This is a genomic window from Serratia sp. SA088 (assembly GCF_049065515.1).
Taxonomy (GTDB): Bacteria; Pseudomonadota; Gammaproteobacteria; order Enterobacterales; family Enterobacteriaceae; genus Serratia; species Serratia nematodiphila.
Genome location: NZ_JBAKGW010000005.1, coordinates 70,558 through 93,802, shown reverse-complemented (window position 1 = coordinate 93,802; position 23,245 = coordinate 70,558). Strand labels below are relative to the sequence as shown.

At 60.2% G+C, this 23,245-nt stretch carries 26 protein-coding genes, 1 tRNA gene and 1 pseudogene; 11 read left to right on the top strand and 17 right to left on the bottom strand.

What is annotated here, in order from left to right; translation table 11 throughout:
* Positions 1 to 43 precede the first annotated feature (43 nt).
* Positions 44 to 438: pseudogene (locus ACOWVD_RS14340) on the top strand (integrase core domain-containing protein); the annotation flags it as partial.
* A 296-nt stretch (positions 439 to 734) separates the two neighbouring features.
* Here ACOWVD_RS14340 and ACOWVD_RS14335 read toward each other — a convergent pair.
* A tRNA-Phe gene (locus ACOWVD_RS14335) sits at positions 735 to 810 on the bottom strand.
* A 705-nt stretch (positions 811 to 1,515) separates the two neighbouring features.
* Here ACOWVD_RS14335 and speF point away from each other — a divergent pair.
* The gene (gene speF / locus ACOWVD_RS14330; protein ID WP_041922371.1) at positions 1,516 to 3,681 is read left to right on the top strand and encodes an ornithine decarboxylase SpeF; all 2,166 of its coding nucleotides are present in this window, start codon (positions 1,516 to 1,518) and stop codon (positions 3,679 to 3,681) included.
* Positions 3,682 to 3,729: 48 nt separating this feature from the next.
* Here speF and mltC read toward each other — a convergent pair whose 3' ends face one another.
* The 3 genes from mltC to mutY form a co-directional block, all read right to left on the bottom strand.
* A complete protein-coding gene (mltC, locus tag ACOWVD_RS14325) occupies positions 3,730 to 4,806 on the bottom strand; it encodes a membrane-bound lytic murein transglycosylase MltC (RefSeq protein ID WP_421105638.1) in 1,077 nt (358 codons plus the stop codon).
* Positions 4,807 to 4,869: 63 nt separating this feature from the next.
* On the bottom strand, positions 4,870 to 5,142 hold the full coding sequence (locus ACOWVD_RS14320; protein ID WP_004937404.1) for an oxidative damage protection protein: 273 nt from the start codon (positions 5,140 to 5,142) through the stop codon (positions 4,870 to 4,872).
* Positions 5,139 to 6,239: an A/G-specific adenine glycosylase gene (gene mutY, locus ACOWVD_RS14315; RefSeq protein WP_274852139.1), complete on the bottom strand. Its 1,101-nt coding sequence runs from the start codon at positions 6,237 to 6,239 to the stop codon at positions 5,139 to 5,141. Before mutY ends, ACOWVD_RS14320 begins: the two co-directional genes overlap by 4 nt.
* A 177-nt stretch (positions 6,240 to 6,416) precedes the next feature.
* On the opposite strand from mutY, the gene trmB reads away from it, so the two are divergent.
* The 6 genes from trmB (at position 6,417) to ACOWVD_RS14285 (ending at position 9,803) form a co-directional block, all read left to right on the top strand.
* Positions 6,417 to 7,136, top strand: a complete 720-nt coding sequence (gene trmB / locus ACOWVD_RS14310) for a tRNA (guanosine(46)-N7)-methyltransferase TrmB (protein WP_004937410.1) — start codon at positions 6,417 to 6,419, stop codon at positions 7,134 to 7,136.
* Positions 7,136 to 7,462: a YggL family protein gene (locus tag ACOWVD_RS14305; RefSeq protein WP_004937412.1), complete on the top strand. Its 327-nt coding sequence runs from the start codon at positions 7,136 to 7,138 to the stop codon at positions 7,460 to 7,462. Before trmB ends, ACOWVD_RS14305 begins: the two co-directional genes overlap by 1 nt.
* A 95-nt stretch (positions 7,463 to 7,557) precedes the next feature.
* Positions 7,558 to 8,481, top strand: coding sequence for a glutaminase B (glsB, locus tag ACOWVD_RS14300; RefSeq protein WP_004937414.1), 924 nt, complete (start codon positions 7,558 to 7,560; stop codon positions 8,479 to 8,481).
* A 30-nt stretch (positions 8,482 to 8,511) separates the two neighbouring features.
* Positions 8,512 to 9,234: a DUF2884 domain-containing protein gene (locus ACOWVD_RS14295; protein WP_015379052.1), complete on the top strand. Its 723-nt coding sequence runs from the start codon at positions 8,512 to 8,514 to the stop codon at positions 9,232 to 9,234.
* A gap of 94 nt (positions 9,235 to 9,328) precedes the next feature.
* The gene (locus ACOWVD_RS14290) at positions 9,329 to 9,571 is read left to right on the top strand and encodes a DUF4160 domain-containing protein (RefSeq protein WP_004937418.1); all 243 of its coding nucleotides are present in this window, start codon (positions 9,329 to 9,331) and stop codon (positions 9,569 to 9,571) included.
* Positions 9,555 to 9,803: a DUF2442 domain-containing protein gene (locus ACOWVD_RS14285; protein ID WP_004937422.1), complete on the top strand. Its 249-nt coding sequence runs from the start codon at positions 9,555 to 9,557 to the stop codon at positions 9,801 to 9,803. The genes ACOWVD_RS14290 and ACOWVD_RS14285 overlap by 17 nt, the downstream gene beginning before the upstream one ends.
* A gap of 36 nt (positions 9,804 to 9,839) precedes the next feature.
* On the opposite strand, the gene hemW is transcribed toward ACOWVD_RS14285, so the two are convergent.
* Genes hemW through ACOWVD_RS14255 form a run of 6 tightly spaced genes read right to left on the bottom strand, consistent with a single transcriptional unit; the run spans position 9,840 to position 14,008 of the window.
* The gene (hemW, locus tag ACOWVD_RS14280; RefSeq protein ID WP_048796774.1) at positions 9,840 to 10,982 is read right to left on the bottom strand and encodes a radical SAM family heme chaperone HemW; all 1,143 of its coding nucleotides are present in this window, start codon (positions 10,980 to 10,982) and stop codon (positions 9,840 to 9,842) included.
* Complete coding sequence (locus ACOWVD_RS14275; protein ID WP_049239920.1) at positions 10,975 to 11,568, bottom strand: XTP/dITP diphosphatase; 594 nt, start codon at positions 11,566 to 11,568, stop codon at positions 10,975 to 10,977. The genes hemW and ACOWVD_RS14275 overlap by 8 nt, the downstream gene beginning before the upstream one ends.
* Positions 11,569 to 11,586: 18 nt before the next feature.
* Positions 11,587 to 11,877: a DUF167 family protein YggU gene (yggU, locus tag ACOWVD_RS14270; RefSeq protein WP_004948014.1), complete on the bottom strand. Its 291-nt coding sequence runs from the start codon at positions 11,875 to 11,877 to the stop codon at positions 11,587 to 11,589.
* The gene (locus ACOWVD_RS14265) at positions 11,874 to 12,428 is read right to left on the bottom strand and encodes a YggT family protein (RefSeq protein WP_049189057.1); all 555 of its coding nucleotides are present in this window, start codon (positions 12,426 to 12,428) and stop codon (positions 11,874 to 11,876) included. The genes yggU and ACOWVD_RS14265 overlap by 4 nt, the downstream gene beginning before the upstream one ends.
* Positions 12,429 to 12,459: 31 nt before the next feature.
* Positions 12,460 to 13,281 (bottom strand): pyrroline-5-carboxylate reductase, encoded by an 822-nt coding sequence (gene proC, locus ACOWVD_RS14260; protein WP_265261072.1) that lies wholly within the window; start codon positions 13,279 to 13,281, stop codon positions 12,460 to 12,462.
* Between the two features lie 19 nt (positions 13,282 to 13,300).
* Entirely contained in the window at positions 13,301 to 14,008 is a 708-nt protein-coding gene (locus ACOWVD_RS14255; protein ID WP_049239919.1) for a YggS family pyridoxal phosphate-dependent enzyme, read from the bottom strand.
* 20 nt (positions 14,009 to 14,028) lie between these two features.
* Here ACOWVD_RS14255 and ACOWVD_RS14250 point away from each other — a divergent pair, with 20 nt between their 5' ends.
* Positions 14,029 to 15,051, top strand: a complete 1,023-nt coding sequence (locus ACOWVD_RS14250) for a type IV pilus twitching motility protein PilT (protein ID WP_197763848.1) — start codon at positions 14,029 to 14,031, stop codon at positions 15,049 to 15,051.
* Here the strand turns inward: ACOWVD_RS14250 and ruvX are convergent.
* The 6 genes from ruvX to ACOWVD_RS14220 form a co-directional block, all read right to left on the bottom strand.
* Positions 15,048 to 15,470 carry a Holliday junction resolvase RuvX gene (gene ruvX, locus ACOWVD_RS14245; RefSeq protein WP_015379046.1) on the bottom strand — a complete coding sequence of 141 codons (423 nt, stop codon included), beginning with the start codon at positions 15,468 to 15,470 and terminating at the stop codon, positions 15,048 to 15,050. The two genes, ACOWVD_RS14250 and ruvX, sit on opposite strands and share 4 nt — an antisense overlap.
* The gene (locus ACOWVD_RS14240; protein WP_004937452.1) at positions 15,470 to 16,033 is read right to left on the bottom strand and encodes a YqgE/AlgH family protein; all 564 of its coding nucleotides are present in this window, start codon (positions 16,031 to 16,033) and stop codon (positions 15,470 to 15,472) included. The genes ruvX and ACOWVD_RS14240 overlap by 1 nt, the downstream gene beginning before the upstream one ends.
* Positions 16,034 to 16,178: 145 nt before the next feature.
* Positions 16,179 to 17,129, bottom strand: coding sequence for a glutathione synthase (gshB, locus tag ACOWVD_RS14235; protein WP_016930084.1), 951 nt, complete (start codon positions 17,127 to 17,129; stop codon positions 16,179 to 16,181).
* Between the two features lie 10 nt (positions 17,130 to 17,139).
* Positions 17,140 to 17,871: a 16S rRNA (uracil(1498)-N(3))-methyltransferase gene (gene rsmE / locus ACOWVD_RS14230; protein WP_004937458.1), complete on the bottom strand. Its 732-nt coding sequence runs from the start codon at positions 17,869 to 17,871 to the stop codon at positions 17,140 to 17,142.
* 69 nt (positions 17,872 to 17,940) lie between these two features.
* Entirely contained in the window at positions 17,941 to 18,636 is a 696-nt protein-coding gene (endA, locus tag ACOWVD_RS14225) for a deoxyribonuclease I (protein ID WP_421105637.1), read from the bottom strand.
* A gap of 101 nt (positions 18,637 to 18,737) precedes the next feature.
* Complete coding sequence (locus ACOWVD_RS14220) at positions 18,738 to 19,250, bottom strand: SprT family zinc-dependent metalloprotease (RefSeq protein ID WP_004937462.1); 513 nt, start codon at positions 19,248 to 19,250, stop codon at positions 18,738 to 18,740.
* A gap of 350 nt (positions 19,251 to 19,600) precedes the next feature.
* Between ACOWVD_RS14220 and fumA the strand changes: the two genes are divergently transcribed.
* Positions 19,601 to 21,247: a class I fumarate hydratase FumA gene (gene fumA / locus ACOWVD_RS14215; protein WP_004937467.1), complete on the top strand. Its 1,647-nt coding sequence runs from the start codon at positions 19,601 to 19,603 to the stop codon at positions 21,245 to 21,247.
* 152 nt (positions 21,248 to 21,399) lie between these two features.
* The gene (locus ACOWVD_RS14210) at positions 21,400 to 22,266 is read left to right on the top strand and encodes a helix-turn-helix domain-containing protein (RefSeq protein WP_049239918.1); all 867 of its coding nucleotides are present in this window, start codon (positions 21,400 to 21,402) and stop codon (positions 22,264 to 22,266) included.
* On the opposite strand, the gene ACOWVD_RS14205 is transcribed toward ACOWVD_RS14210, so the two are convergent.
* Positions 22,190 to 23,242, bottom strand: coding sequence for an XdhC family protein (locus ACOWVD_RS14205; protein ID WP_049239917.1), 1,053 nt, complete (start codon positions 23,240 to 23,242; stop codon positions 22,190 to 22,192). The genes ACOWVD_RS14210 and ACOWVD_RS14205 overlap by 77 nt on opposite strands.
* Between the last annotated feature and the right edge of the window lie 3 nt (positions 23,243 to 23,245).

Genomic DNA, 23,245 nt, shown 5'->3' with positions numbered 1-23,245 from the left:
CAGTGGTCTTCAGCTTCCTGAAGAGAGGGAAAGATAGTTGTAAAATGGGAATACAGCACTGATAGACAGCGCCCTGCGGATGGCATGTGAGGCGCGGGGCAACCACATGATGTCATGTTCCATAGCGATCAGTGAGGTCAGCATACAGGACTGAGATATCAACAACTTTTATGTCGTGACAGAATAAAACAAAGCGTCACTAGACGGGGAAACTGCTGGGGTAATAGCCCTATGAAACGCAGCTTCCGCAGTCTGAAAACAGAATGGGTTCCTACGAATGATTACGCAGAAAAGGGCGAGTCCCCGCAGCAAATTAATGATTATATATTGAACTACTGTAATAGAATCAGACCTCACCATGATAACGGTGGGCTGACACCGGAAGAGTCGGAGAACAGATGCCATTTTTACTGTAACACCGCGGCCAAGATGATTTGACCACTACATTCGCAAGGGACTTGATGTGGGGAGAGTTGAGTAGATTTGTGTTGAATGGAACGATTCGAGATGTGTGATTTTATGCGGGCTGATAATGCAAAAACGGACCTCCGTGGAGGTCCGTTGATATGAATAGGATGCCCGGACTCGGACAACCGGCGCTGGCGCCGCGTTGAACAGCGCTTTAGCGCTGGCCCGCAGGGTGAGGCCGTAAGATCGAATAATCGAACGCAGTTCGATGGAGAGTCCGTACCCCAGAAAGCGAAAAACCCGCCATAGGCGGGTTATTCTAAATATGGTGCCCGGACTCGGAATCGAACCAAGGACACGGGGATTTTCAATCCCCTGCTCTACCGACTGAGCTATCCGGGCAACGGGGCGCATTAAACCGTATTGGCCGGATGGCGTCAATCGCTTTCTGTCACAAAGCCGATCGGTTGCTCTATTTTCAGGCAGCAAGCCCGGAGGGGCGGGGGACGGGGGGATATCCGCATTCAATAAATATGCATATAAAACGTGTATTTATACCATCTTAAAACGCGCGATTTTTGGTTTTTCAATTAAATAACAATGAATTATGCTTTAATCAATGGACGTTCAATCAAGGCGGTTCTCGCTTGAACCCTGCAACGAATCATGCAATCATTGCGCAAATTTTAGCACTCGCCGTTCCCTGACGGTGTTTCCGCTTCTTATAAGCCAGAGGGTTATTGGCATGACTGGTTTTGTTGCTCAAGCGCTGCTGCGCACCAGACATCTGACACCGCCACCGTTCCGCCGTTGTTTCCTCCGCACGTCATCCGCCCGAATACGCCTGCCGGCCATGCGGTAAGGCCGCCTGACGCTCGCTGTTAGGCATGCGTAAAGCCAGCGCTGCGGCCCTGATTTTACTGATGCCTGTCGGACGCTGCCAAGACCAGTTCCCCCGATAGCCGCCTGATGATCCCCGATCATGAGCCGGTCACGCACGCCACTTATGCTGCCGTGCCCGGGTATCGCTTTTACCGGGATAACCGCGTTATCTCATTACCGTGCCGGTGGCACACCCTCATCCTTCACCGTTTGAGAGTCAGCATGATGAAAGAATTGAAAATCGCGACCAGCGCCAGCCTGGTCGCCACCATTGAGACGCTGCGCCAGATCGTGCGCGTAGAGCAGACGGACTACACTGACGTGGCGGCGGCGGTGGTGTCGGTCGCCGACGTGAACGCCGGCATTCTGGCGCGCTTGCAGGCGACGGGGTTCGACATTCCGACCTTCGTGGCGGTGGAAGGGGACGAGCATCTCTCGCCGGACTATCTGCCGTTTGTCAGTGGGGTTTTTGCGCTGCTGGCCGGCGCCAGCAAGCCGTTCTACATGGCGCAACTGGAGGCCGCCGCCGACGCCTACGAGCAGGCGCTGCTGCCGCCGTTCTTCAAAACGCTGAAGACCTACGTCGAGATGGAGAATTCGACCTTCGCCTGCCCAGGCCATCAGGGCGGCGAGTTCTTCCGCAAGCACCCGGCCGGCCGGCAGTTTTTCGATTTCTACGGTGAAACCCTGTTCCGTTCCGACATGTGCAACGCCGACGTCAAGCTGGGCGATTTGCTGATCCACGAAGGCTCGGCCAAGGATGCGCAAAAGCACGCGGCGCGGGTGTTCAACGCCGATAAAACCTACTTCGTGCTCAACGGCACCTCGGCGGCCAACAAGGTGGTGACCAACGCGCTGCTGACCCGCGGCGATCTGGTGCTGTTCGATCGCAACAACCACAAATCCAACCACCACGGGGCGCTGATCCAGGCCGGCGCCACGCCGATCTATCTGGAAACCGCCCGCAACCCGTTCGGCTTTATCGGCGGCATCGATGCGCACTGCTTCGACGAACGCTATCTGCGCGAGCAGATCCGCGAGGTGGCGCCGGAGAAAGCCGCGGCGGCGCGGCCGTTCCGGCTGGCGATCATTCAGCTCGGCACTTACGACGGCACGATTTACAACGCTCGCCAGGTGATCGACACCATCGGCCACCTGTGCGATTACATTCTGTTCGACTCCGCCTGGGTGGGTTACGAAGGCTTTATTCCGATGCTGAAAGAGTGCTCGCCGCTGCTGCTGGAGCTGGACGAGCACGATCCGGGCATTTTCGTCACCCAGTCGGTGCATAAACAGCAGGCGGGGTTCTCGCAGACCTCGCAGATCCATAAGAAAGACGACCATATCAAAGGGCAAAAGCGCCACTGCAACCACAAGCATCTGAACAATGCGTTCATGCTGCATGCGTCGACCAGCCCGTTCTATCCGCTGTTCGCCGCGCTGGACGTCAACGCCAAGATGCACGCCGGCCCCGCCGGGCGCCGCATGTGGATGGACTGCGTCAAGCTGGGCATCGAGACGCGCAAACAGCTGCTCACGCGCTGCTCGCAGCTGAAGCCGTTTATTCCGCAGCAGGTGGCGGGCAAGGACTGGCAGGATCACGATACCGATCTGATCGCCAACGACGCGCGCTTCTTCACCTTCGTGCCGGGGGAGACGTGGCACGGCTTCGAAGGCTATGCCCAGGATCAGTATCTGGTGGATCCGTGCAAGCTGCTGCTGACCACGCCGGGGATTGACGCCGCGACCGGCCAATACACCGAGTTCGGCGTGCCGGCCACCATTCTGGCCAACTTCCTGCGCGAGAACGGCATCGTGCCGGAGAAGTGCGATCTCAACTCGATCCTGTTCCTGCTGACCCCGGCGGAGAACCCGGCCAAGATGGAACAGCTGGTGGAGATGCTGGCGCAGTTCGAACGCTATGTCGAAGAGGATGCGCCGCTGAGCGTGGTGCTGCCGACGGTGTACCGCAAGAACGAGCAGCGTTACCGCGGCTACAGCATCCGCCGGCTGTGTCAGGAGATGCACGATCTGTACGTCAGCTTTGACGTCAAGCAGCTGCAAAAGGAGATGTTCCGTCAGGATCATTTCCCGCCGGTGGTGATGAACCCGCAGGACGCCAACGTGGAGTTTATCCGCGACAACGTCGAGCTGGTGCCGATCGGCCAGGCGGAAGGGCGCATCGCGGCGGAAGGGGCCCTGCCGTATCCGCCGGGCGTGCTGTGCGTGGTGCCGGGCGAAGTGTGGGGCGGCGCGGTGCAGCGCTACTTCCTGGCGCTCGAGGAGGGTATCAACCGCCTGCCGGGCTTCTCGCCGGAGCTGCAGGGGGTCTACATCGAGAAAAAAGATCACGGCTGGAAGCGCATCTTTGGCTATATGATCAAGCAGTAAAAAAAGGGCCGGTTCGCACCGGCCCTTCTCATTTCCACGCGGGAAGCGCTACTTTCTGCGGTAGCTCTTCTGCGCGGTATTCACTTTCACCAGATAGCGGCGCGACTCGGCGGCCGGGTGTTTGGTGGTCAGCGTTTGGTACACGTCGCCCGGCTGCATGCCGTTGATGATGCCCACCGCGCGCGTCCTGTCGCTGGAGAACACCCGCAGCACGCTGCCGGCGCCGCCGTTGTAGGCGGTGATCACCGCATAGCGGCGCGAGGTCGGGTTCTGAATGCCGCCCAGGTAGTTGTTCTGCAGGATCGCCAGGTAGGCGGTGCCGGTGTCGATGTTGTTCTCCGGATCGAACAGGTAGCTGCGGCTCGGGGTGCCCCATTTGCCGCGCATCTGGAACACATCCTTACCGGCGGTGTGTTGCACCACCTGCATCAGGCCCAGCGCGTCCGAACCGCTCACCGCATAGGGGTTGAAGCTCGATTCGGTCTGCATGATCGCCAGGATCAGCGATTCGTCTACGCCGTATTTTTCCGACGCCTTGCGCACCATCGGCAGGTATTTGTGCGCACGTTTGTCCAGGTGGTTTGGCACCAGCTGGATGGTGACCGAGTAGATGACGTGCAGGCCGGAGGTGCGTTTTTGCAGCTTGGTCTGCAGCAGGTAATCGGCGAAGTGCGCTGCGCGCCATTCCCAGCGGATCGGCGCGCCTTTGTTATCCAGCACCTGGCCGTACAGGAACGGCTCTTTGCTGATCTGGATATCGTTGGCGTCGGAATAGAGATCGATGGAACCCGGATCGTCACCCATCAGCAGCGTGCTGATGATCGCCTGGCGCAGGTGCGCGGCCGGACCGGTGGTGGCGATGGTTTCGATGGTGATGGCACCGGTGTCGAAGTTGATGTGGCTGCGGGTTTGGTATTGGTCGGTATATTTGACGTAGTCTTTCGGCCCGGCGATCAGAACTTCGTTCAGACCCCAGATGTTCTCGATGTTGTGAGCGAATTGCCCCATCAGAATGTCGAAGCCGTTGGTGTCTTTGATCCAGGCTTCGTTGATTTCTTCACTTTTTTTGCCGGAACAGGAGATCAGCAAAGGCGCTATTACGAGCAAAGCTAAAATTTTCTTCATCTTAAAGCCGTTTGGAAGAAGTATAAGAGGATTGAAGCGGGCCAGCGCCTGGCCCCAACAGCGTTATTCGCTCGGCGGCGTATAGCCTTCGATGTGCACGTCGTGCCCTTCGAACAGGAATTTGATCATTTCCTCTTCCAGCAGTTTGCGATCATCCACATTCATCATGTTCAGCTTCTTCTCGTTGATCAGCATGGTCTGCTTCTTCATCCACTCGCCCCAGGCTTCCTTGGAGATCTCGTTGTAGATGCGCTTGCCGACGTCGCCGGGATAAAGCTGGAAGTCCTGGCCCTCGGCGTCGCGCTGCAGGAAAGTACAAAAAATGGTGCGGCTCATGCTAATTCCTCGTCGATGGCGCTATCGCCATATAAGTTTTGTTGGATCGGGGGCTGCTTCGCCAGCTGTTGCAACAGGCGATCCACCGGCGCTGCCAGCCCGACCGACGGCGGCTGCGCTAAGTTATACCAGAGACCCGCGCCCTCATCCATGCCGCTGCCCGCCGCGTCGAGCGACAGCCACATCGGCACGATATCGAGATGGAAATGGCTGAACGTGTGGCGAAACGCGGTCAGCTGTTCCAGGCGCTTGCCTTTCAGACCGCGCTGCTGCAGCCAGAGTTCCAAATCCACGCGCGCGCTGAACTGTGGGAAGCAGAACAGGCCGCCCCACAGGCCCACCGCCGGGCGCTGCTCCAGCCACACGCGGTCGCCGTGCTGCAGCAATAAGAAGTAGGCGGTTTTTTCCGGCAGGGTCTGTTTGGGTTTCTTGCCGGGGTAGTTGGCCCAGCTGTGATTGGCGTAAGACAGGCAGCCGACGTTGAGCGGGCAGAGTTCACACTTGGGCTTGGAACGAGTGCAAACCATGGCGCCCAGATCCATCATCGCCTGGTTGAACTGGCCGACGCCCTGCGCCGGGGTGACCTCTTCGCTGATTTTCCACAGTCGGTTTTCGACTTCTTTCTTCCCCGGCCAGCCTTCCACCGCGTAGCAGCGAGCCAGCACGCGCTTCACGTTGCCGTCGAGGATCGGATAGTGTTGGCCCAGCGCCAACGACAGCACCGCGCCGGCGGTGGAGCGGCCGACGCCCGGTAAATCGGCGATTTCTGCGAAGGTTGTCGGGAACTCGCCGCCGTGCTGTGCGACAATGGTCTGCGCCGCCTTGTGCAGGTTGCGGGCGCGGGCGTAATAGCCGAGGCCGGTCCACAGATGCAGCACTTCGTCCAGCGGAGCCTCCGCCAGCGCGCGCACGTTGGGAAAACGGGTCATAAAGCGCTGAAAATAAGGAATGACGGTGGCAACCTGAGTCTGTTGCAACATCACCTCGGAGAGCCATACTTGATAGGCGGTTTTCTCCAGCTGCCACGGCAGGGTCTTGCGACCGTAGCGCTGGTACCAGTCAAGCACCACCTGTGCGAATTGTTGTGCTTGCATCATGAGCAGCGTCGTTATCCGGCAGAAAATGAAGCGAGATTGCAGCATAGAGTCATGATGCTGTAAACCGGAACTTTCCGACGCCGCACGGCGGGTACAGAAGATGAACACTTGCTAAACCAATGTATCTTTGCATAATGCGCGTTTCCCTAATTGGCAGCCAAACAGACAGAAAGCACTATGATTAATGACGTCATCTCCCCGGAATTTGATGAGAACGGCCGCGCGATGCGCCGTATCCGCAGTTTTGTCCGCCGCCAGGGGCGGCTGACCAAAGGCCAGCAGCACGCGCTGGAGAACTATTGGCCGGTGATGGGCGTGGAGTATCAGGCTGACGCTGTCGATCTCGCCGCGCTGTTCGGCCGCGAAGCGCCGACGGTACTGGAGATCGGTTTTGGCATGGGCGCCTCGCTGGTGACCATGGCGGGCAACAATCCGCAGCAGAACTTTTTAGGGATCGAAGTACACTCGCCGGGCGTGGGCGCCTGCCTGGCCGACGCCCACGAGGCGAAGCTGAGCAACCTGCGCGTGATGTGCCACGATGCGGTTGAAGTGCTGGAAAACATGATCCCGGACGGCTCGCTGGACATGGTGCAGCTGTTCTTCCCCGATCCGTGGCACAAGGCGCGCCACAACAAGCGCCGCATCGTGCAAACGCCGTTTGTCGAACTGGTGCTGCGCAAGCTGAAGACCGGCGGGGTCTTCCACATGGCTACCGATTGGCAACCCTATGCGGAACATATGTTAGAGGTTATGAACGGGGTCGCAGGCTACCGTAATCTTTCCAGCGATAATGATTACGTGCCGCGTCCGGATTCGCGCCCGCTGACGAAATTTGAATTACGCGGCCAGCGCCTGGGACATGGCGTTTGGGACTTGATGTTTGAGAGGAAAGAATAATGGCTAAGAACCGCAGTCGTCGTTTACGTAAAAAGTTGCACATTGAAGAATTTCAGGAACTGGGTTTCTCCGTAGCCTGGCGCTTTGCCGAAGGCACGTCGGTGGAAGACATCGACAGCACGCTGGATACCTTCATCGATGAAGTGATCGAGCCGAACGGCCTGGCGTTTGACGGCAGCGGCTACCTGCAGTGGGAAGGTCTGATCTGCCTGCAGAAGATCGGCCACTGCACCGACGAGCATCGCGAACTGGTGAAAAACTGGCTGGAAGCGCGCAAACTGACTGACGTTAAGGTCAGCGATCTGTTCGATATCTGGTGGGATTGATCGCGCTTGCCCGATGAGTGCGGCTTCGCGCCGCGCCGTTTTATTGATCTAAGGTGCCTTAACGGCGCCTTTGTTTTGCCCGGAGTGTGACCGAGGTGGTAACAACATTGGATAACGCGTTGCTGGAGGAGATCCTGCAACAGGTGCGCCCGCTGATTGGCCAGGGGAAAGTGGCCGACTACATCCCGGCGTTGGCGGAAGTGCCCGCCGACCGGTTGGCGATCGCCGTGTGCACGGTGGACGGCGAACTGTTCCAGGCCGGCGACGCCGCGGAGCGCTTCTCCATCCAGTCGATCTCCAAAGTGCTGAGCCTGACGCTGGCGCTGACGCGCTATCAGGAGCCTGAGATCTGGCGGCGCGTCGGCAAAGAGCCTTCTGGCCTGCCGTTCAATTCGCTGCTGCAGCTGGAGATGGAGCAGGGCAAACCGCGCAATCCGTTTATCAACCCCGGCGCGCTGGTGGTGTGCGACATGCTGCAAACCCGGCTCAGCGCCCCCAAACAGCGCATGCTGGAGGTGGTGCGTCAGCTGGCCGGCGAAGACGATCTGGCCTATGACCTGCGGGTGGCGCGTTCCGAATTCGAACACTCCGATCGCAATGCGGCCATCGCCTATCTGATGAAGTCGTTCGGCAACTTCGAAAACGACGTCATCACCGTGCTGCAAACCTATTTCCATTACTGCGCGCTGCGCATGAGCTGTGTGGAGCTGGCGCGCAGCTTCGTCTATCTGGCCAATCACGGCCGCGATCTCAGCGGCGAGGCGGTGATTAGCCCGCTACAGGCCCGGCAGATCAACGCCCTGATGATGACCAGCGGCATGTACGACGGCGCCGGCGAATTCGCCTATCGGGTGGGAATGCCGGGCAAGTCCGGCGTGGGCGGCGGCATCGTGGCCATCGTGCCGGACGAGCTGTCGATCGTCGTCTGGTCGCCGGAGCTGGATGCTTCCGGCAACTCGCTGGCGGGAACTGCGGCGCTGGAACTGTTGTCTCAACGTATCGGTCGTTCGATTTTTTAATCCCAGTCTGGATGGGAGTCAGGAGAAGCTATGTTGAAGAAAACCGGGTTAGCCTTACTGCTGCTGGCGGCGACTGCCGCGCAGGCCCACGCCGAGTACCAATGCAGCGTTAAACCCCAGGACGATGTGATCATCAGCCCGCAGAGCGTGCAGGTGAAAGGCGCCAGCGGCGACCTGCAAATTTCGCCGGATGGCGACGTGATCCGCAACGGCCAGGCGCTGAGCCTGAACGATAGTCAGCGGCAGAAAGCCTTCAGTTACCAGAGCGCCTTGCGCAAGCAACTGCCGTGGATCGACGACGGCGCGCAGAAACACCTGGAGAAAGCCCGCGCAGCGCTGGATAAAGTGATCGTCAAAGAGCTGGGCAGCAACAGCAACGTGCGCAACCGGCTGACCACCCTAAACGGCCAGCTGAAACAGCAGATGAACCGCATCATCGAGCACCGCAGCGACGGCCTGACCTTCCACCACAAGGCGATCGACCAGGTGGAACAGGATGGCCGCAACATCGTGCAGCAGAGCATGGGCGGCGTGCTGCAGGACAGCCTGAACGAAATGGGCGTCAAACAGGCCGCCAACAGCGGCGGTAACCCGCTGCAGGCGATCATGGGCAACCTGGGCGGCTTGCAGAAGGCGATCCAGAACGAATGGAACAACCAGGAGCAGGACTTCCAGAACTTCGGCCATGATGTGTGCAACCGCGTCACCGCACTGGAAACCCAGCGCAAGGATCTGCTGAAAGCGTTGAAGTAACGGATAGGCGTAGCCGCCGTGCGTTTTTGACCTCACGACGGCTATCTGACAAACTGGCTAAACTATAATCAATCGGCAAAAGGATTTTGCATTGATGCCAGTGATATTCCGTTATAAAGGCTACAGGTTCTTTTTTTATTCCAACGAGGGTGACCCGCTTGAGCCGCCGCATGTTCATATCAGAGACGCTGAGGCTGAAGCGAAATTCTGGTTGGTTCCTGGCGTGCAGTTGGCGCGTAATGACGGCTTTAACGCCAGAACGCTAAAAGAGCTGGCGGGTCTGGTTGATACCTATCAGGCATTGTTTTTGGAGGCTTGGCATGAGTATTTCGGCTAAACGCGTCAGCTTTGACGATGCGACGATGTGGGTCGAACTGAGCGACGCCCGAATTATTGGCGTGCCACTGGCCTGGTTTCCGCGTTTGTTGAATGCGACGCAAGAACAGCGGGCAGAGTATGAACTCAGCGCTCGCGGCATCCATTGGGATGCGTTGGACGAGGATGTTTCCGTTGAGGGATTGCTGAAGGGGCGTGGCGACGTGACGCATCGCCCTCATAATGCCGCCTGAACATGAAAAAAAGCGCTGATTATTCAGCGCTTTTTTTTACTCGTCGTCCGCCAGGAACAGTTCCAGCAGCGAGTTGAGGAACAGTTTGCCCTTCTCGGTGATCTGCCAGTGCTCTGCGGTTTCTTCCAGATAGCCTTTGGCCAGCGCCTCGTCCAACTGCGGGCGAATGACGCTTTCCGCCAGCCCGGTGTAGTTGACGAAGTCGGCGCGCGGCGCGGCTTCCAGCAAGCGGAAGCGGTTCATGAAGAACTCGAACGGCCGATCCGCCGCCGCCACCTCATGCTGCTTGTCCATGTAGTCGCCGCGCATAAAGCCGCGTGGGTGCTTGGTCTTGGCGGTGCGCAGGATGCGTCCGTCGCTGAAGGTCACCTTGCCGTGCGCGCCGCAGCCGATCCCCAGATAGTCGCCGAAGCGCCAGTAGTTGAGGTTGTGCTGGCATTGGTAGCCCGGCTTGGCGTAGGCCGAGGTTTCATACTGCTGATAGCCGGCGGCGCTCAGCAACTGGTGGCCGCGCTCGAAGATGTCCCACAGCGCATCGTCGTCCGGCAAAACCGGCGGGCGCGAACTGAACAGGGTGTTCGGTTCGATGGTCAGCTGATACCACGACAGGTGCGGCGGATTGAGGGCGATCGCCTGGCGCAAATCGTCCAGCGCCTCTTCCAGCGACTGATCCGGCAGGCCGTGCATCAGATCGAGGTTAAAGCTGCGCAGGCCAAGGCCGGTCGCCAGCGTCGCCGCGCGTTTGGCCTCTTCCGGGCCGTGGATGCGCCCCAGACGGTTCAGCTTCTCGGCGCTGAAGCTCTGCACCCCGATGGAGATGCGGTTGACGCCGGCGCGCTGGTAGCCGCTGAAGCGATCGGCCTCCACGGTGCCGGGATTGGCCTCCATGGTGATTTCGGCGTCGTCGGCGACGCGAATGCGCGCCCGCACCCCGTCCAGCAAGGCCTGCATCGCCTCGGCGCTCAGCAGGCTGGGGGTGCCGCCGCCGATAAAGATAGTGCTGATTTCCCGGCCGCCGGCCAGCGGCAGGTCGGCATCCAGATCCGCTAACAGATGATCGACATACTCCTGATGCGGCACGTCACCCTTCAGCGCATGGGAGTTGAAGTCGCAGTACGGGCATTTCTGCACGCACCACGGGATATGGATGTAGAGACTCAGCGGGGGCAGCTTAAGCATTGCGCATGGCTTCCAACATCAGCTTCAGCGCCTTGCCGCGGTGCGAAATCGCCCGCTTCTCGTCGCGGCTCAGCTCGGCGGCGGTGCGGCCCAGCTCCGGCACGTAGAAGACAGGATCGTAACCGAAGCCGCCTTCACCGGCGGCCTGCTCGGTGATTTCGCCGGCCCAACTGCCGTGGAACACCAGCGGCGTCGGGTCTGCCGCATGGCGCAGATAGACCAGCACGCAATGGAATTGCGCGCCGCGCTGGCCCGGCGCCACGTCTTTCAACGCCGCCAGCAGCTTGTCGAGGTTCTGCCGATCGTCGGCATCTTCACCGGCATAGCGCGCGGAGTAGATACCCGGCGCGCCGCCCAGCGCGTCCACTGCCAGGCCGGAGTCGTCGGCGATCGCCGGCAGGCCGGTGACCTGTGCCGCATGGCGCGCTTTCAGAATGGCGTTTTCGATAAACGTCAGGCCGGTCTCTTCGGCGGACTCCACGCCCAGATCGGTTTGTGCGACCACGTCCAGGCCGAAATCGGCCAACAGGTCGGCGAGTTCGCGCACTTTGCCCGGGTTACCGGTGGCAAGAACGACTTTTTGCATAAATGACTACCTTGAAAATTATTCGATGAGCGCCGCGACCACGGCGGGGATCTGTTGCGGATTCACGATGCGTAACTGTTTATGCCGCCCCAGTTCGCCTTTCTCGATGGTGACGTTGCTTTTCGCCACTTTGAACTGCTTGGCGATAAACTTGATCAAATGGGCGTTGGCTTGGCCGTCGACCGGCGGGGCGGTGATGGCGACTTTCAGTTCGTCGCCATGCAAGCCGATAATTTGGTCGCGGCTGGCTTTCGGCTGAATATATAGCCTGATCGCCAGCCCGTCCAGCACCGGAGTGACTGCACTCACAGCAGGAACCAGATCTCACCGAACAGATCCATGCCCAGGTAGTTGATCAGATAGAGGATCAGGATCACCACCATGGCGGAAAAGTCGATGCCGCCCATCGCCGGGATGATGCGACGGATCGGCGCCATCAAGGGTTCGGTCAGTTGGTACATCACGTAGTCGATCGGGCTGCGGCCCTGGCTTACCCAGCTCATCAGCGCACGAATGATCATCACCCAGAAGATCAGGTAGCCGGCGGACTTCACCAGCGAGATCAGGCCGAACAGCAGGTTATACGGGCTGAGCGACATCGCGCCGCCCTGAATCAGCAGCAGCAGCGGGTACTTGATGGTCATCAGCAGGAACGCCAGCAGCAGCGAAGCGCTGTCGATGGGCCCCAGTGACGGGATGATGCGGCGCAGTGGGCTGACCACCGGCTGGGTGATCTTCACCACAAACTGTGAGAACGGGTTGTAAAAATCGGTGCGCGCCCACTGCATCCAAATGCGCAGCAACAGCACCATCACGTACAGATCAATAACGGTCTTGACCAGGAAAGTCAGCGTTAGCATGAAGTGGTCCTTCTCCTTAACTCGCGGTTATTTAAAATAATTTTTCCATCTCTTGGGCACGGGAAACGGCGGCCTGCATCGCTTGCCCCACGGTTTCCGGCAGTTGGCGTTCGTTGAACACCCGCAGCGCTTCGGCGGTGGTGCCGCCTTTGGAGGTCACCTGCTCGCGCAGCGTGCCCAGCGGCGTATCCGGGTTGGCTTCAACCAGCGCGGCGGCGCCGGAAGCGGCCTGCTGCACCAGATCGCGCGCGGTCTGGCTGTCGAAGCCCATGCGCTCGGCTTCTTTTTGCATCGCTTCCATAAACAGGAAGAAATAGGCCGGGGCGCTGCCCGCGGCGGCGATCACGCCGTTGATGCCATTTTCGTCATCGACCCAGCAAACTTTACCGACCGACGCCATTAAATCGCCGGTGTAATCGCGATCCCGCTGGCTGACCTGCGCCGGCGCGTACAGCCCGCTCATGCCCTTGCCGACCAGCGACGGGGTGTTGGGCATGATGCGCACGATGTCCAGCTTGTCGCCGAGCAGCTGATAGAAACGGCTGACCTGAATACCGGCGGCGATCGACAGCACCAGCTTGCCGCTGAAGTCGACCTGTTCGCGCAGCGGCTGACACACGTCGGCCATCATCTGCGGTTTGACCGCCAGCACCACCACCTCGGCTTCACGCGCGCAGGCGACGTTGTCGCCGCTGCTGACGATGCCGTAGTCTGCAGCCAGCGCATCACGGTTTTTCGGCGAAGGGGCGCAGACGCTGATGGATTTGGCTGGATAGCCGCCCGCCACCAGGCCGGCGATGATTGCACGCGCCATGTTGCCGGCGCCGATAAAGGTAATCTTGCGATGTTGCATCAAATCCCTCGTCTGTGTGTCAGGCCTGCGAGTAGTCGCGGGCGCCAAAAATTGCGGTGCCGATGCGCACCAGGGTGCTGCCGGCGGCGATCGCCGCCGCCATATCGTCCGTCATGCCCATCGACAGCGTATCGGCCTGCGGATAACGCTGACGCAGGGCGAGAAATGCGTCGTTCATCCGGCTGAATACCGCCAGCTGCCGCTGATAATCCGCTTCCGGCGCCGGAATAGCCATCAGGCCGCGCAGCGTCAGGTTCGGCAGCGCGGCGATCGCTTCGGCCAACGCCGGCAGCTCGGCCAACGCAATGCCGGATTTGCTTTGCTCGTCGCTGATGTTGATTTGAATCAGCACGTTGAGCGGCGGCAGGTCGGCCGGGCGCTGATCGCTCAAGCGCTGGGCGATGCGCAGCCGATCCACGGTATGGCACCAGGCGAAGTGTTCCGCCACCAGCCGACTCTTATTGGATTGCAGCGGGCCGATAAAGTGCCACACCAACTCGCCGCTTTGCGGCGACTCGGCGAAATGCCGGATCTTGTCTACCCCTTCCTGCACGTAGTTCTCGCCGAAGGCGCGCTGGCCAGCGGCGATGGCTTCTTCGATCGCCGCCACAGGTTTGGTTTTGCTGACGGCAAGCAGGGCAACTTCTTCTGGCGCCCGCGCGCAATTTCGCGCGGCGGCCGCAATGCGGTTTCTGACATCCTGCAGGTTCTGTTGGATAGTGCTCATTATTGACCCGGGAGAGTGATATGGATATCGATGAATTCGTGGCCCTTAGTGTAAAGCATAATGCTTCCGATCTGCACCTTTGTGCCGGTCATCCGCCGATGTTGCGCATCGACGGTGAACTGCAGCCGCTGGCGGCGGCGCCAACGCTGACGGCGCAAGGCGTGCAGGCCCTTTGCAACGGATTGCTGAATGCGCAGCAGCGCGAGAGCCTGCGGCGGCTGGGGCAGGTCGATCTGGCGTTGCACCGGCCGAGCGGGGAGCGGCTGCGGGCCAACGTTTTTCAGCAAAGCGCGGGAATTTCTCTCGCGTTGCGGCGTATCGCCGGGCAGTCGCCTTCGCTTGCCGCGCTGGCGGCGCCGGCCATCGTCCCGGCGTTGCTGCGGCGCGCCGACGGATTGATCCTGGTCACCGGCGCCACCGGCAGCGGCAAGTCCACCACGCTGGCGGCGATGATCGACGAGATCAACCGGCACCAGTCGCGGCACGTTTTGACGCTGGAGGATCCGATCGAATTCCTGCACCGCAGCCGGCGATCGCTGATCCAGCAGCGGGAGATCGGCCGCGACAGCCACAGCTTCGATGCGGCGTTGCGCGCCGCGCTGCGCGAAGATCCGGATGTGATCCTGCTGGGCGAGCTGCGCGATACCGCCACCATCCGGCTGGCGCTCACTGCGGCGGAGACCGGCCACCTGGTGCTGACGACGCTGCACACCCGCAGCGCGCCGCAGGCGGTGGAACGGCTGGTGGACGTGTTTCCGGCGGAAGAAAAACCCTATGTGCGCGCCCAGCTGGCGGGCAGCCTGCAAGCGGTGATCGCGCAAAAGCTGATGAGGCGCCCTGGCGGCGGACGCGTGGCGATCTTTGAAGTGCTGACGGCGACGGCGGCGGTCAGCAACCTGATCCGCGAAGGGAAAACCCATCAGTTGGCGAGCGTGTTGCAAACCGGCGCACAGTCGGGCATGCAAACCTTTGAGCAGGGTTTGCAGCAGCGGATCGACGCCGGCGTGTTGGGGGAGTGCGCGGGGGAGGGAACGAGGGGTTAGCCCAGCTGCCGTTCGAACCAGCTTTCGAGGATCACCACCGCGGAGGCGGAGTCCACGCTGCCTTTATCAAGCGCGCGGAAGCCGCCGCGATCGAACAGGTTGGCGCGCGCTTCCACGGTGCTCAGGCGCTCGTCATGCAGATCGATCTGGATGCCGAAGCGGCCGTGCAGGCGGTTGGCGAACTTGCGCGCCTGGGCGGTAACGGGCTGTTCGGTGCCGTCCATGTTCAGCGGCAGGCCGACCACCACCAAATCCGGCTGCCACTCCTTCAGCAGTTTTTCGATTTTCAGCCAGTCCGGCGAACCGTCCTGCGCTTTGAAAGCCGGCAGGGCGCGGGCGCTGCCGGTCAACTCCTGGCCAACGGCCGCGCCGATGCTTTTGGTGCCAAAGTCGAAGGCGATAATGGTGCGGTTACTCATCAGGCGTGTCCTGCGTGGTTGGCGATGCTGCGAATGTCGATACCCAAAAGGTTCCCCGCCTCGCGCCAGCGGCTGGCGATCGGCGTGCGGAACAAAATATCGGTGTTGGCTTCGATGGTCAGCCAGGCGTTTTCCAACACTTCCTGCTCCAACTGACCCTTTTCCCAACCCGCATAACCCAGCGCCACCAGCACGTCGTCCGGTTGCTCCGGCGTGCCGAGCGTTTCCAGCACATCTTTCGAGGTGGTGATCATGGTGTTGGGGGAAATTTGAATGCTGGCGCCGAAGCCGTGGCGCGGCGTATGCAGGATAAACCCGCGATCGTCCGCCAGGGGGCCGCCGGCGAACACCGGCTTGTCCAGGCTGATGGCCGGATCGCGCGCAGGCGGCATGATCTTCAGCTTGCTCAGCACCGTGGCTACCGTGAACTGCTCCACCGGTTTATTGATCACCAAACCCATGGCGCCTTCTTCATTGTGCTCGCAAATGTAAATCACCGAGCGTTTGAAGCGAGGATCCTGCAGCGTTGGCATGGCGATCAGAAAATGGTGCTGTAAATTCATGGCGTTAGTATAAGGTAATCAATGGGTGAGAAAATAAACAGCCGCCAGTATGCGGCTATACCCGCCGCCTTTCAAGCCGCGCGCAAAGGCGAGCTTTGGCGGGCGCGATGCAGAACAGCGGGCGGCATGCCGCCCGCATTGCGCATTACTTCGCCGCCAGGCGCTTTTCAATCGCGTCCATCAGCATGCCGGTAATCGAAATCGGGAATGCCGCCTCGATCTCGCGCGCGCAGGTTGGGCTGGTGACGTTGATCTCGGTCAGGCGATCGCCGATCACGTCCAGGCCGACGAAGATCAGCCCTTTCTCTTTCAGCGTCGGGGCGACGGCGCGGGCGATTTTCCAGTCGCTTTCGCTCAGCGGGCGCGCTTCGCCGCGGCCGCCGGCCGCCAGGTTGCCGCGGGTCTCGCCCTGCGCCGGAATGCGCGCCAGGCAGTAAGGCACCGGCTCGCCGTCCACCACCAGGATGCGCTTGTCGCCGTCCTTGATCGCCGGCAGGAAGTTCTGCGCCATGCAGAAACGGCTGCCGTGTTCGGTCAGGGTTTCGATGATCACCGACAGGTTAGGATCGTCCTGCTTCACGCGGAAGATAGACGCGCCGCCCATGCCGTCCAGCGGTTTCAGGATGATGTCGCCGTGCTGCTGGTGGAATTTGCGGATGTGCGCGGCGCTGCGGCTGACCAGCGTATCCGGCGTCAGTTCCGAGAACCAGGCGGTGAACAGCTTCTCGTTGCAGTCGCGCAGGCTTTGCGGCTTGTTGACCACCAGCGTGCCTTTAACTTCGGCGCGTTCCAGAATGTAGGTCGCGTAGATATATTCGGTATCGAACGGCGGATCCTTGCGCATCAGGATCACGTCCAGCTCGTGCAGCGCCAGATCCTGCTCGGCGCCGAAGCTGAACCAGCTCTCCTTGTCTTCCTTCACGCTCAGCAGGCGGGTGCGTGCGCGCCCGTCGCCGGCATGCAGATAGAGATCGTTCATCTCCATGTAGTGCAATTCGTAACCGCGGCGCTGCGCTTCGAGCAGCATGGCGAAGCTGGTGTCTTTCTTGATGTTGATGGAATCGATAGGATCCATCACGATGCCGAGCTTAATCATCTTTTCTCCTTTAACCCAGGTCGCCGAAGCGGACCTGCAGAGCGGTAATGGCGGTGAGCGCTGTGGTTTCGGTACGCAGCACGCGTGGTCCCAGCAGAATATCAGTAAATCCGTGGTCGGTGGTCATGGCGATTTCGTCGGCGGATAAACCGCCTTCCGGGCCGATCAGCAGGCGAACATGATCCACCGGCTGCGGCAGCGTGTTGATGCTATGGCTGGCGCGCGGGTGCAGGTTGAGTTTCAGGCTGCCGTCCTGCTCGGCGCACCAGGCCTCCAGCGACATCGCCTCGCGGATTTCGGGAATGCGGTTGCGGCCGCACTGTTCGCAGGCGGCGATGGCGATCTTTTGCCATTGCTGGATTTTCTTCGCCAGACGCTCGCCGTCCAACTTGACGCCGCAGCGCTCGGAAAACAGCGGGGTGATGACGTTGACGCCCAGCTCGATGGATTTCTGGATGGTGAACTCCATCTTCTCGCCGCGCGAGATCACCTGGCCCAGGTGCAGGTTGAGCGGCGATTCGATGTCATCCACGCGGCCGTCGCCGAGGCGCACCAGCACGCTCTTTTTGTCCACCCGGATTATTTCGGCGTCGAACACCTGGTTGCTGCCATCGAACAGTTGCAGCGCCTGGCCGGCGCTCATGCGCAGCACGCGCCCGACGTGGTTGGCGGCGTCCTCGCTGAGGGCGATCTCCGCCCGGTCGGTCAACGGCTGCGGATGGTAAATGCGGGGTATGCGCATGGGTAGTCTGATCCTGACGAAACGGCGCCGCGGGTTGGCGGCGCCATGAAAGATAAAGGCTATAGTAGGTTAGCTTTTCCGCTGCTGACAAGCCTGTTGAATATAGGGGTTGTGGTTGCCCTGCACCTTGGCGATACGTGCTTCGCGCTGACATTCCCATTGGCTCACTGGATATTGCCGGTTCCACACTTCAAACAGCTGGGTTTGCTGGCGTGACAACCGCAGCTGGTAGCGATCGCGCATGTAGAAGTAGGTGCGGGCAATGGCGCCGCGGGCGCGGGCGGGCGGCTCCGCCTGTTTATTCTTGAAGTCCACCTTCATTGGGCACTGCCCGTACTGGCCTGCGCCGCCGTTCCATTGGCTGTACATGAAGTTGTTGCGGTCGCCGTTCACTTCGCCGATCGCCGGCTGCAGGTTGTGCAGATCGGTTTCTATCTGGCGATAGGTGGCGTCTTTGTTGCAGTTTTTGCGCCCGCCGTCTTGCCAGCACGGCAGCTGGTGGCCGAACTGCCAGGCCGGCACCACGTGTTCCCATTCAATGCGCTGCGCGCGTTGGGCGTTTTTACGCACCTGATAGCCGCAGCCGGCGAGATCGGGAATGCCCTTCTTGCCTTGCCACTCGATGCGGCAGCCGCAGTAAAAACTGCCCGGCGCATCCTGGTTAATCTTGGCCGCCGCCGTCTTGGCCTGAGAGAAGTTATTGATGCCGTGCGCCTGTGCGGCGCCTGCGGCGAAAACCGCCATAAACAAAATTCTGCGAAGCATATTCCAAAACAGCTCAAAATTGGAAAAGCAGGCAGGGTAACGGAACTTGTCGGCAGTGGCAAATGGCGATATTTACTTGTTTTAACGTATAAATCGTTTAACTAAAGGTTCTCGCTAGCAAGAAATTTCAGTTTTTCACCGCACCGGCGGCAGCGGTATTCGCTTTCGCCGCGCAGCACGCGGTTATGGCGGCGAATGGTGAGCTGGTGCTGCCCGCAGCCGCAGCGGTAGGGGAAGGTTTTGCTTTGCACCGAGGCGGTTTCGAAACGATGAGTGCGGCTGGCGGGCGTCAGCAGCACGCTTTCCATCATCCAGCGCCATTCGCGGCCGTGCGGCGCCACCCGGCCGAATTGGCGAAACACCAGCAGGTGCGCCAGTTCGTGCGGCACCACTTCATCGATAAACGGCTGTTGGTTTTCCAGCAGCAGCACCGGGTTCAGACGGATTTCCCAGCTTTGCAGCCAGGCGGTGCCCGCGCTGGTGCCGCGTTGCTGATAGACGATGCTGGGTTCGGGGAACTCGACGGCAAAATGCTGGCGGGCCAACTGCAGCTTTTCTCGCAGGCAGCGCATCACCGCTTGTTGCAGCGCGATGGGGATTCTCGGTTTGTTCATTGCGGCTAGCTTAAGCAATGGCGCGGCGGCTGACAATATGCCCCGGCGCAAATCCGCATCCGGCGCTTTTTCACCACATTGATAAGACGATCGCTGCCGATGGATTGTAATCAATGTGTTAACTGCGGGATAATAAAGCGTGCATGATGAGCCTGTACCCGCAGTTCTCACCGAGCAAGGTTGAAACGCCGCCTGTGGTAATTCCTTACGCAAAGAGCGGTTATTTTGCGATTTGGCGCAATAACTGACTGATTAAAAATACGTAAGGTGGAGGCAGTTTTTTGACAAGGCGCCGTGTCGCGCGCCGCAAGTGTGAATTTAACGCAGCTGATGTTGCAAGTGAGAGATCAATGTCGAATAAACCGTTCCACTATCAAGATCCGTTCCCGCTGAAGAAAGACGATACCGAATATTACCTGCTGAGCCGCGACCATGTTTCCGTGAGCGAATTTGAAGGCCAGGAAATTCTGAAAGTTGCCCCTGAAGCGTTAACCCTGCTTGCCCAGCATGCGTTCCACGACGCCTCGTTCATGCTGCGCCCGGCGCACCAACAGCAGGTGGCCGATATCCTCAAAGATCCGGACGCCAGCGAAAACGACAAGTACGTTGCGCTGCAATTTCTGCGTAACTCAGAAATCGCCGCCAAGGGTATTTTACCGACCTGCCAAGACACCGGCACGGCGATCATCGTCGGCAAAAAGGGCCAGCGCGTCTGGACCGGCGGCGGCGATGAAGAGGCGCTGTCGCGCGGGGTTTATAACACCTACATCGAAGAGAACCTGCGCTATTCGCAGAACGCCGCGCTGGATATGTACAAAGAGGTCAATACCGGCAGCAACCTGCCGGCGCAGATCGATCTCTACAGCGTGGACGGCGAAGAGTACAAATTCCTGTGCATCGCCAAGGGCGGCGGCTCCGCCAACAAAACCTATCTGTATCAGGAAACCAAGGCGCTGCTGTCGCCGGGCAAGCTGAAAAACTACCTGGTCGACAAGATGCGTACTCTGGGCACCGCGGCTTGCCCGCCGTACCATGTGGCGTTCGTCATCGGCGGCACCTCGGCGGAAGCGACGCTGAAAACCGTCAAACTGGCCTCGACCAAGTATTACGATGGCCTGCCGACGGAAGGTAACGAGCATGGCCAGGCGTTCCGCGATCTGGAACTCGAAGCGGAACTGCTGCAAGAAGCGCAGAACCTGGGGCTGGGCGCACAGTTCGGCGGCAAATACTTCGCACATGATATCCGCGTCGTGCGCCTGCCGCGCCACGGCGCCTCCTGCCCGGTCGGCATGGGCGTCTCCTGCTCGGCGGACCGCAACATCAAAGGCAAGATCAACCGCGACGGCATCTGGCTGGAAAAACTGGAGCACAATCCGGGTAAATTTATTCCTCAGGAGCTGCGCCAGGCCGGGGAGGGCGAGGCGATCAAGGTCGATCTCAACCGCCCGATGGCCGAGATCCTCAAACAGCTGTCGCAGTACCCGGTTTCCACCCGCCTGTCGCTGAGCGGCACCATCATCGTCGGCCGCGATATCGCGCACGCCAAGCTGAAAGAGCGTCTGGATCGCGGTGAAGGCCTGCCGCAGTACGTCAAGGACCACCCGATTTACTACGCCGGCCCGGCTAAAACGCCGGAAGGCTATGCATCCGGTTCCTTGGGGCCAACCACCGCCGGGCGTATGGATTCCTACGTCGACCTGCTGCAATCTCACGGCGGCAGCATGATCATGCTGGCGAAAGGCAACCGCAGCCAGCAGGTGACGGATGCCTGCCACAAGCACGGCGGCTTCTACCTCGGCAGCATCGGCGGCCCGGCGGCGGTGCTGGCGCAGCAGAGCATCAAGAGCCTGGAGTGCGTGGAGTACCCTGAACTGGGCATGGAAGCGATCTGGAAAATCGAAGTGGAAGATTTCCCGGCGTTTATCCTGGTGGATGACAAAGGCAATGACTTCTTCCAGAAGATCCAGGCCGGTCAGTGCTCCAGCTGCCTGAAATAATCGCTGCTCCCCCTCCACCGCTCGCGGGCGGTGGAGGGGATTGTGTAAAGTCCTGTAGCTTGCTGGACGTCGAGTTTTAACCTGTATACCCTACGCGAATAGCACTAAAATTCGACTAATGGAATATCGGCAACATAAGGTTCGGCAAGCACATGGGCACGCAGGAAAGTCACATCAGGGAGTTACTGGTCTGGATTGAAGATAACCTGACCAATCCGCTGTCGTTGGATATCGTTTCCGCCAAGTCAGGCTATACGAAATGGTACCTGCAGCGCATGTTCAAGAAGCAGACCGGATTATCGTTAGCTTCCTACATTCGCGCTCGCCGCCTCTACATCGCCGCCTTCGCCTTGCGTTTCACGCAGAAGAGCATCCTCGATATTTCGGTCGAATATCAATTCGATAACCAGCAGACGTTCTCGCGCTGTTTCAAGAAACATTTCGCCGAATCGCCCAGCGTGTATCGTCATGCCCGCAAACAGGACTTCAGCAATCTGGTGCGTTCGCTGGCGGCCAGCCAGCCCGGCGATATTCAGGTCGAACGCGTCAGCATCGCCAGAGGGCAATACGCCTTTCACGGCAAACAGTACGCTTATCACCTGGATATCGAAAAGTTGGATAAGTCGCATCTGCCGCAGCGCAGCGCGCTGCGGGCGCAGTTCTACACTTTGTTGGGCGAGCGTCCGGCGCAAATCTATTCGTTTACCCAACTGGTGCCGGACGGCGAGCGGGTCAGGGTCGACTATACCCTGGGCGTGACGGCGGACTACCCGCTGCGTGAAGGCGTGGCGCTGGAGCCGCTGCCGGAGATCCACGGCGAGTTTTGCCGTTTTCGCTATTCCGGCAAGCCGGTGGCGCTCAATGATCACATCATTCAAATCTACACGCAGGTGCTGCCCGAAATGGGGCTGGCCCGCGGCGACGGGCCGGACATGACGGTGTTCAGCTATTCGCTGAGCGGGAAAGAGGAGCTGCACCTGGAGCTGCAGCATCTGGTGCCGGTGGTGCCGCTGCACTGATCCCGTCGGCGGCCGGCAGCCGGTTTTTTTGCTGCACGATCGCCGCCATCACCGCCAGGGCGATTTCCGCCGGGGTTTTGCTGCCGAGCGGCAGGCCGATCGGCGCATGGATGCGTTCCAGCTCCTGCGGCGTGAACTCGGCGATCTGCTGCAACCGCTGGCGCCGGCGCGCGCTGTTTCTGAGCGAGCCCATGGCGCCGATATAAAACGCCGGGGTGTGGATCGCTTCCATCAGCGTCAGATCGTCCATGCGCGGATCGTGGGTCAGCGCCACGACGGCGGTATTGGCGTGGCAGCCCCCCTCTTCGATGAACTTGGCCGGAAACTGGCGCAGCAGCGTCACGCCGGGCTTCAGCTCGGCGGCGAAGTTGTCCAGCGCCTCCGGGCGGTTCTCGCACACCAGCACCTCAAACCCCAGCGCCACGGCGAAATCGGCGCAGTACAGCGCCACGCTGGACAGCCCGGCGATCAGCAGGCGCGGCGCGGCCGCGATGTGCAGGGTAATCTGCTCGAGCCGGCGTTCGACCTGAGTGGCGCTGGTGAAGTGGCTTTGCTCGAGGCTGTGGCAGGCGTGGGGCAGCGTCAGGCGTTTGAGCAACGCATGATGCCCTTCCAGCGCGCCGGCGATGCGCTGCAGGTAAGCGACGCTGGCTTCTCCCGCCGGCAGATACTCGATCAGCACGTCCAGCACGCCGCCGCACGGCAGCGCCACGTTGGGCGTCATGCCGCCTTCGCCGTAACGAATCACCTGGCTGGCCGCCTGATACTCCCCGGCGGCCACGCGCCGCAGAAAGTCCTCCTCCACGCACCCGCCCGACAATGAGCCGCTGTAGCGGCCGTCGCGGGTCGCCGCCATCAACGCGCCCGGCGAGCGCGGCGAAGAGCCATAGGTGCTGAGCACGGTGCATAACCAAACCGGCTGTTGTTGCAGCCAGCTTATCGCCTGGCTGACCACGGTGACATCAAGATGTTGCATAGG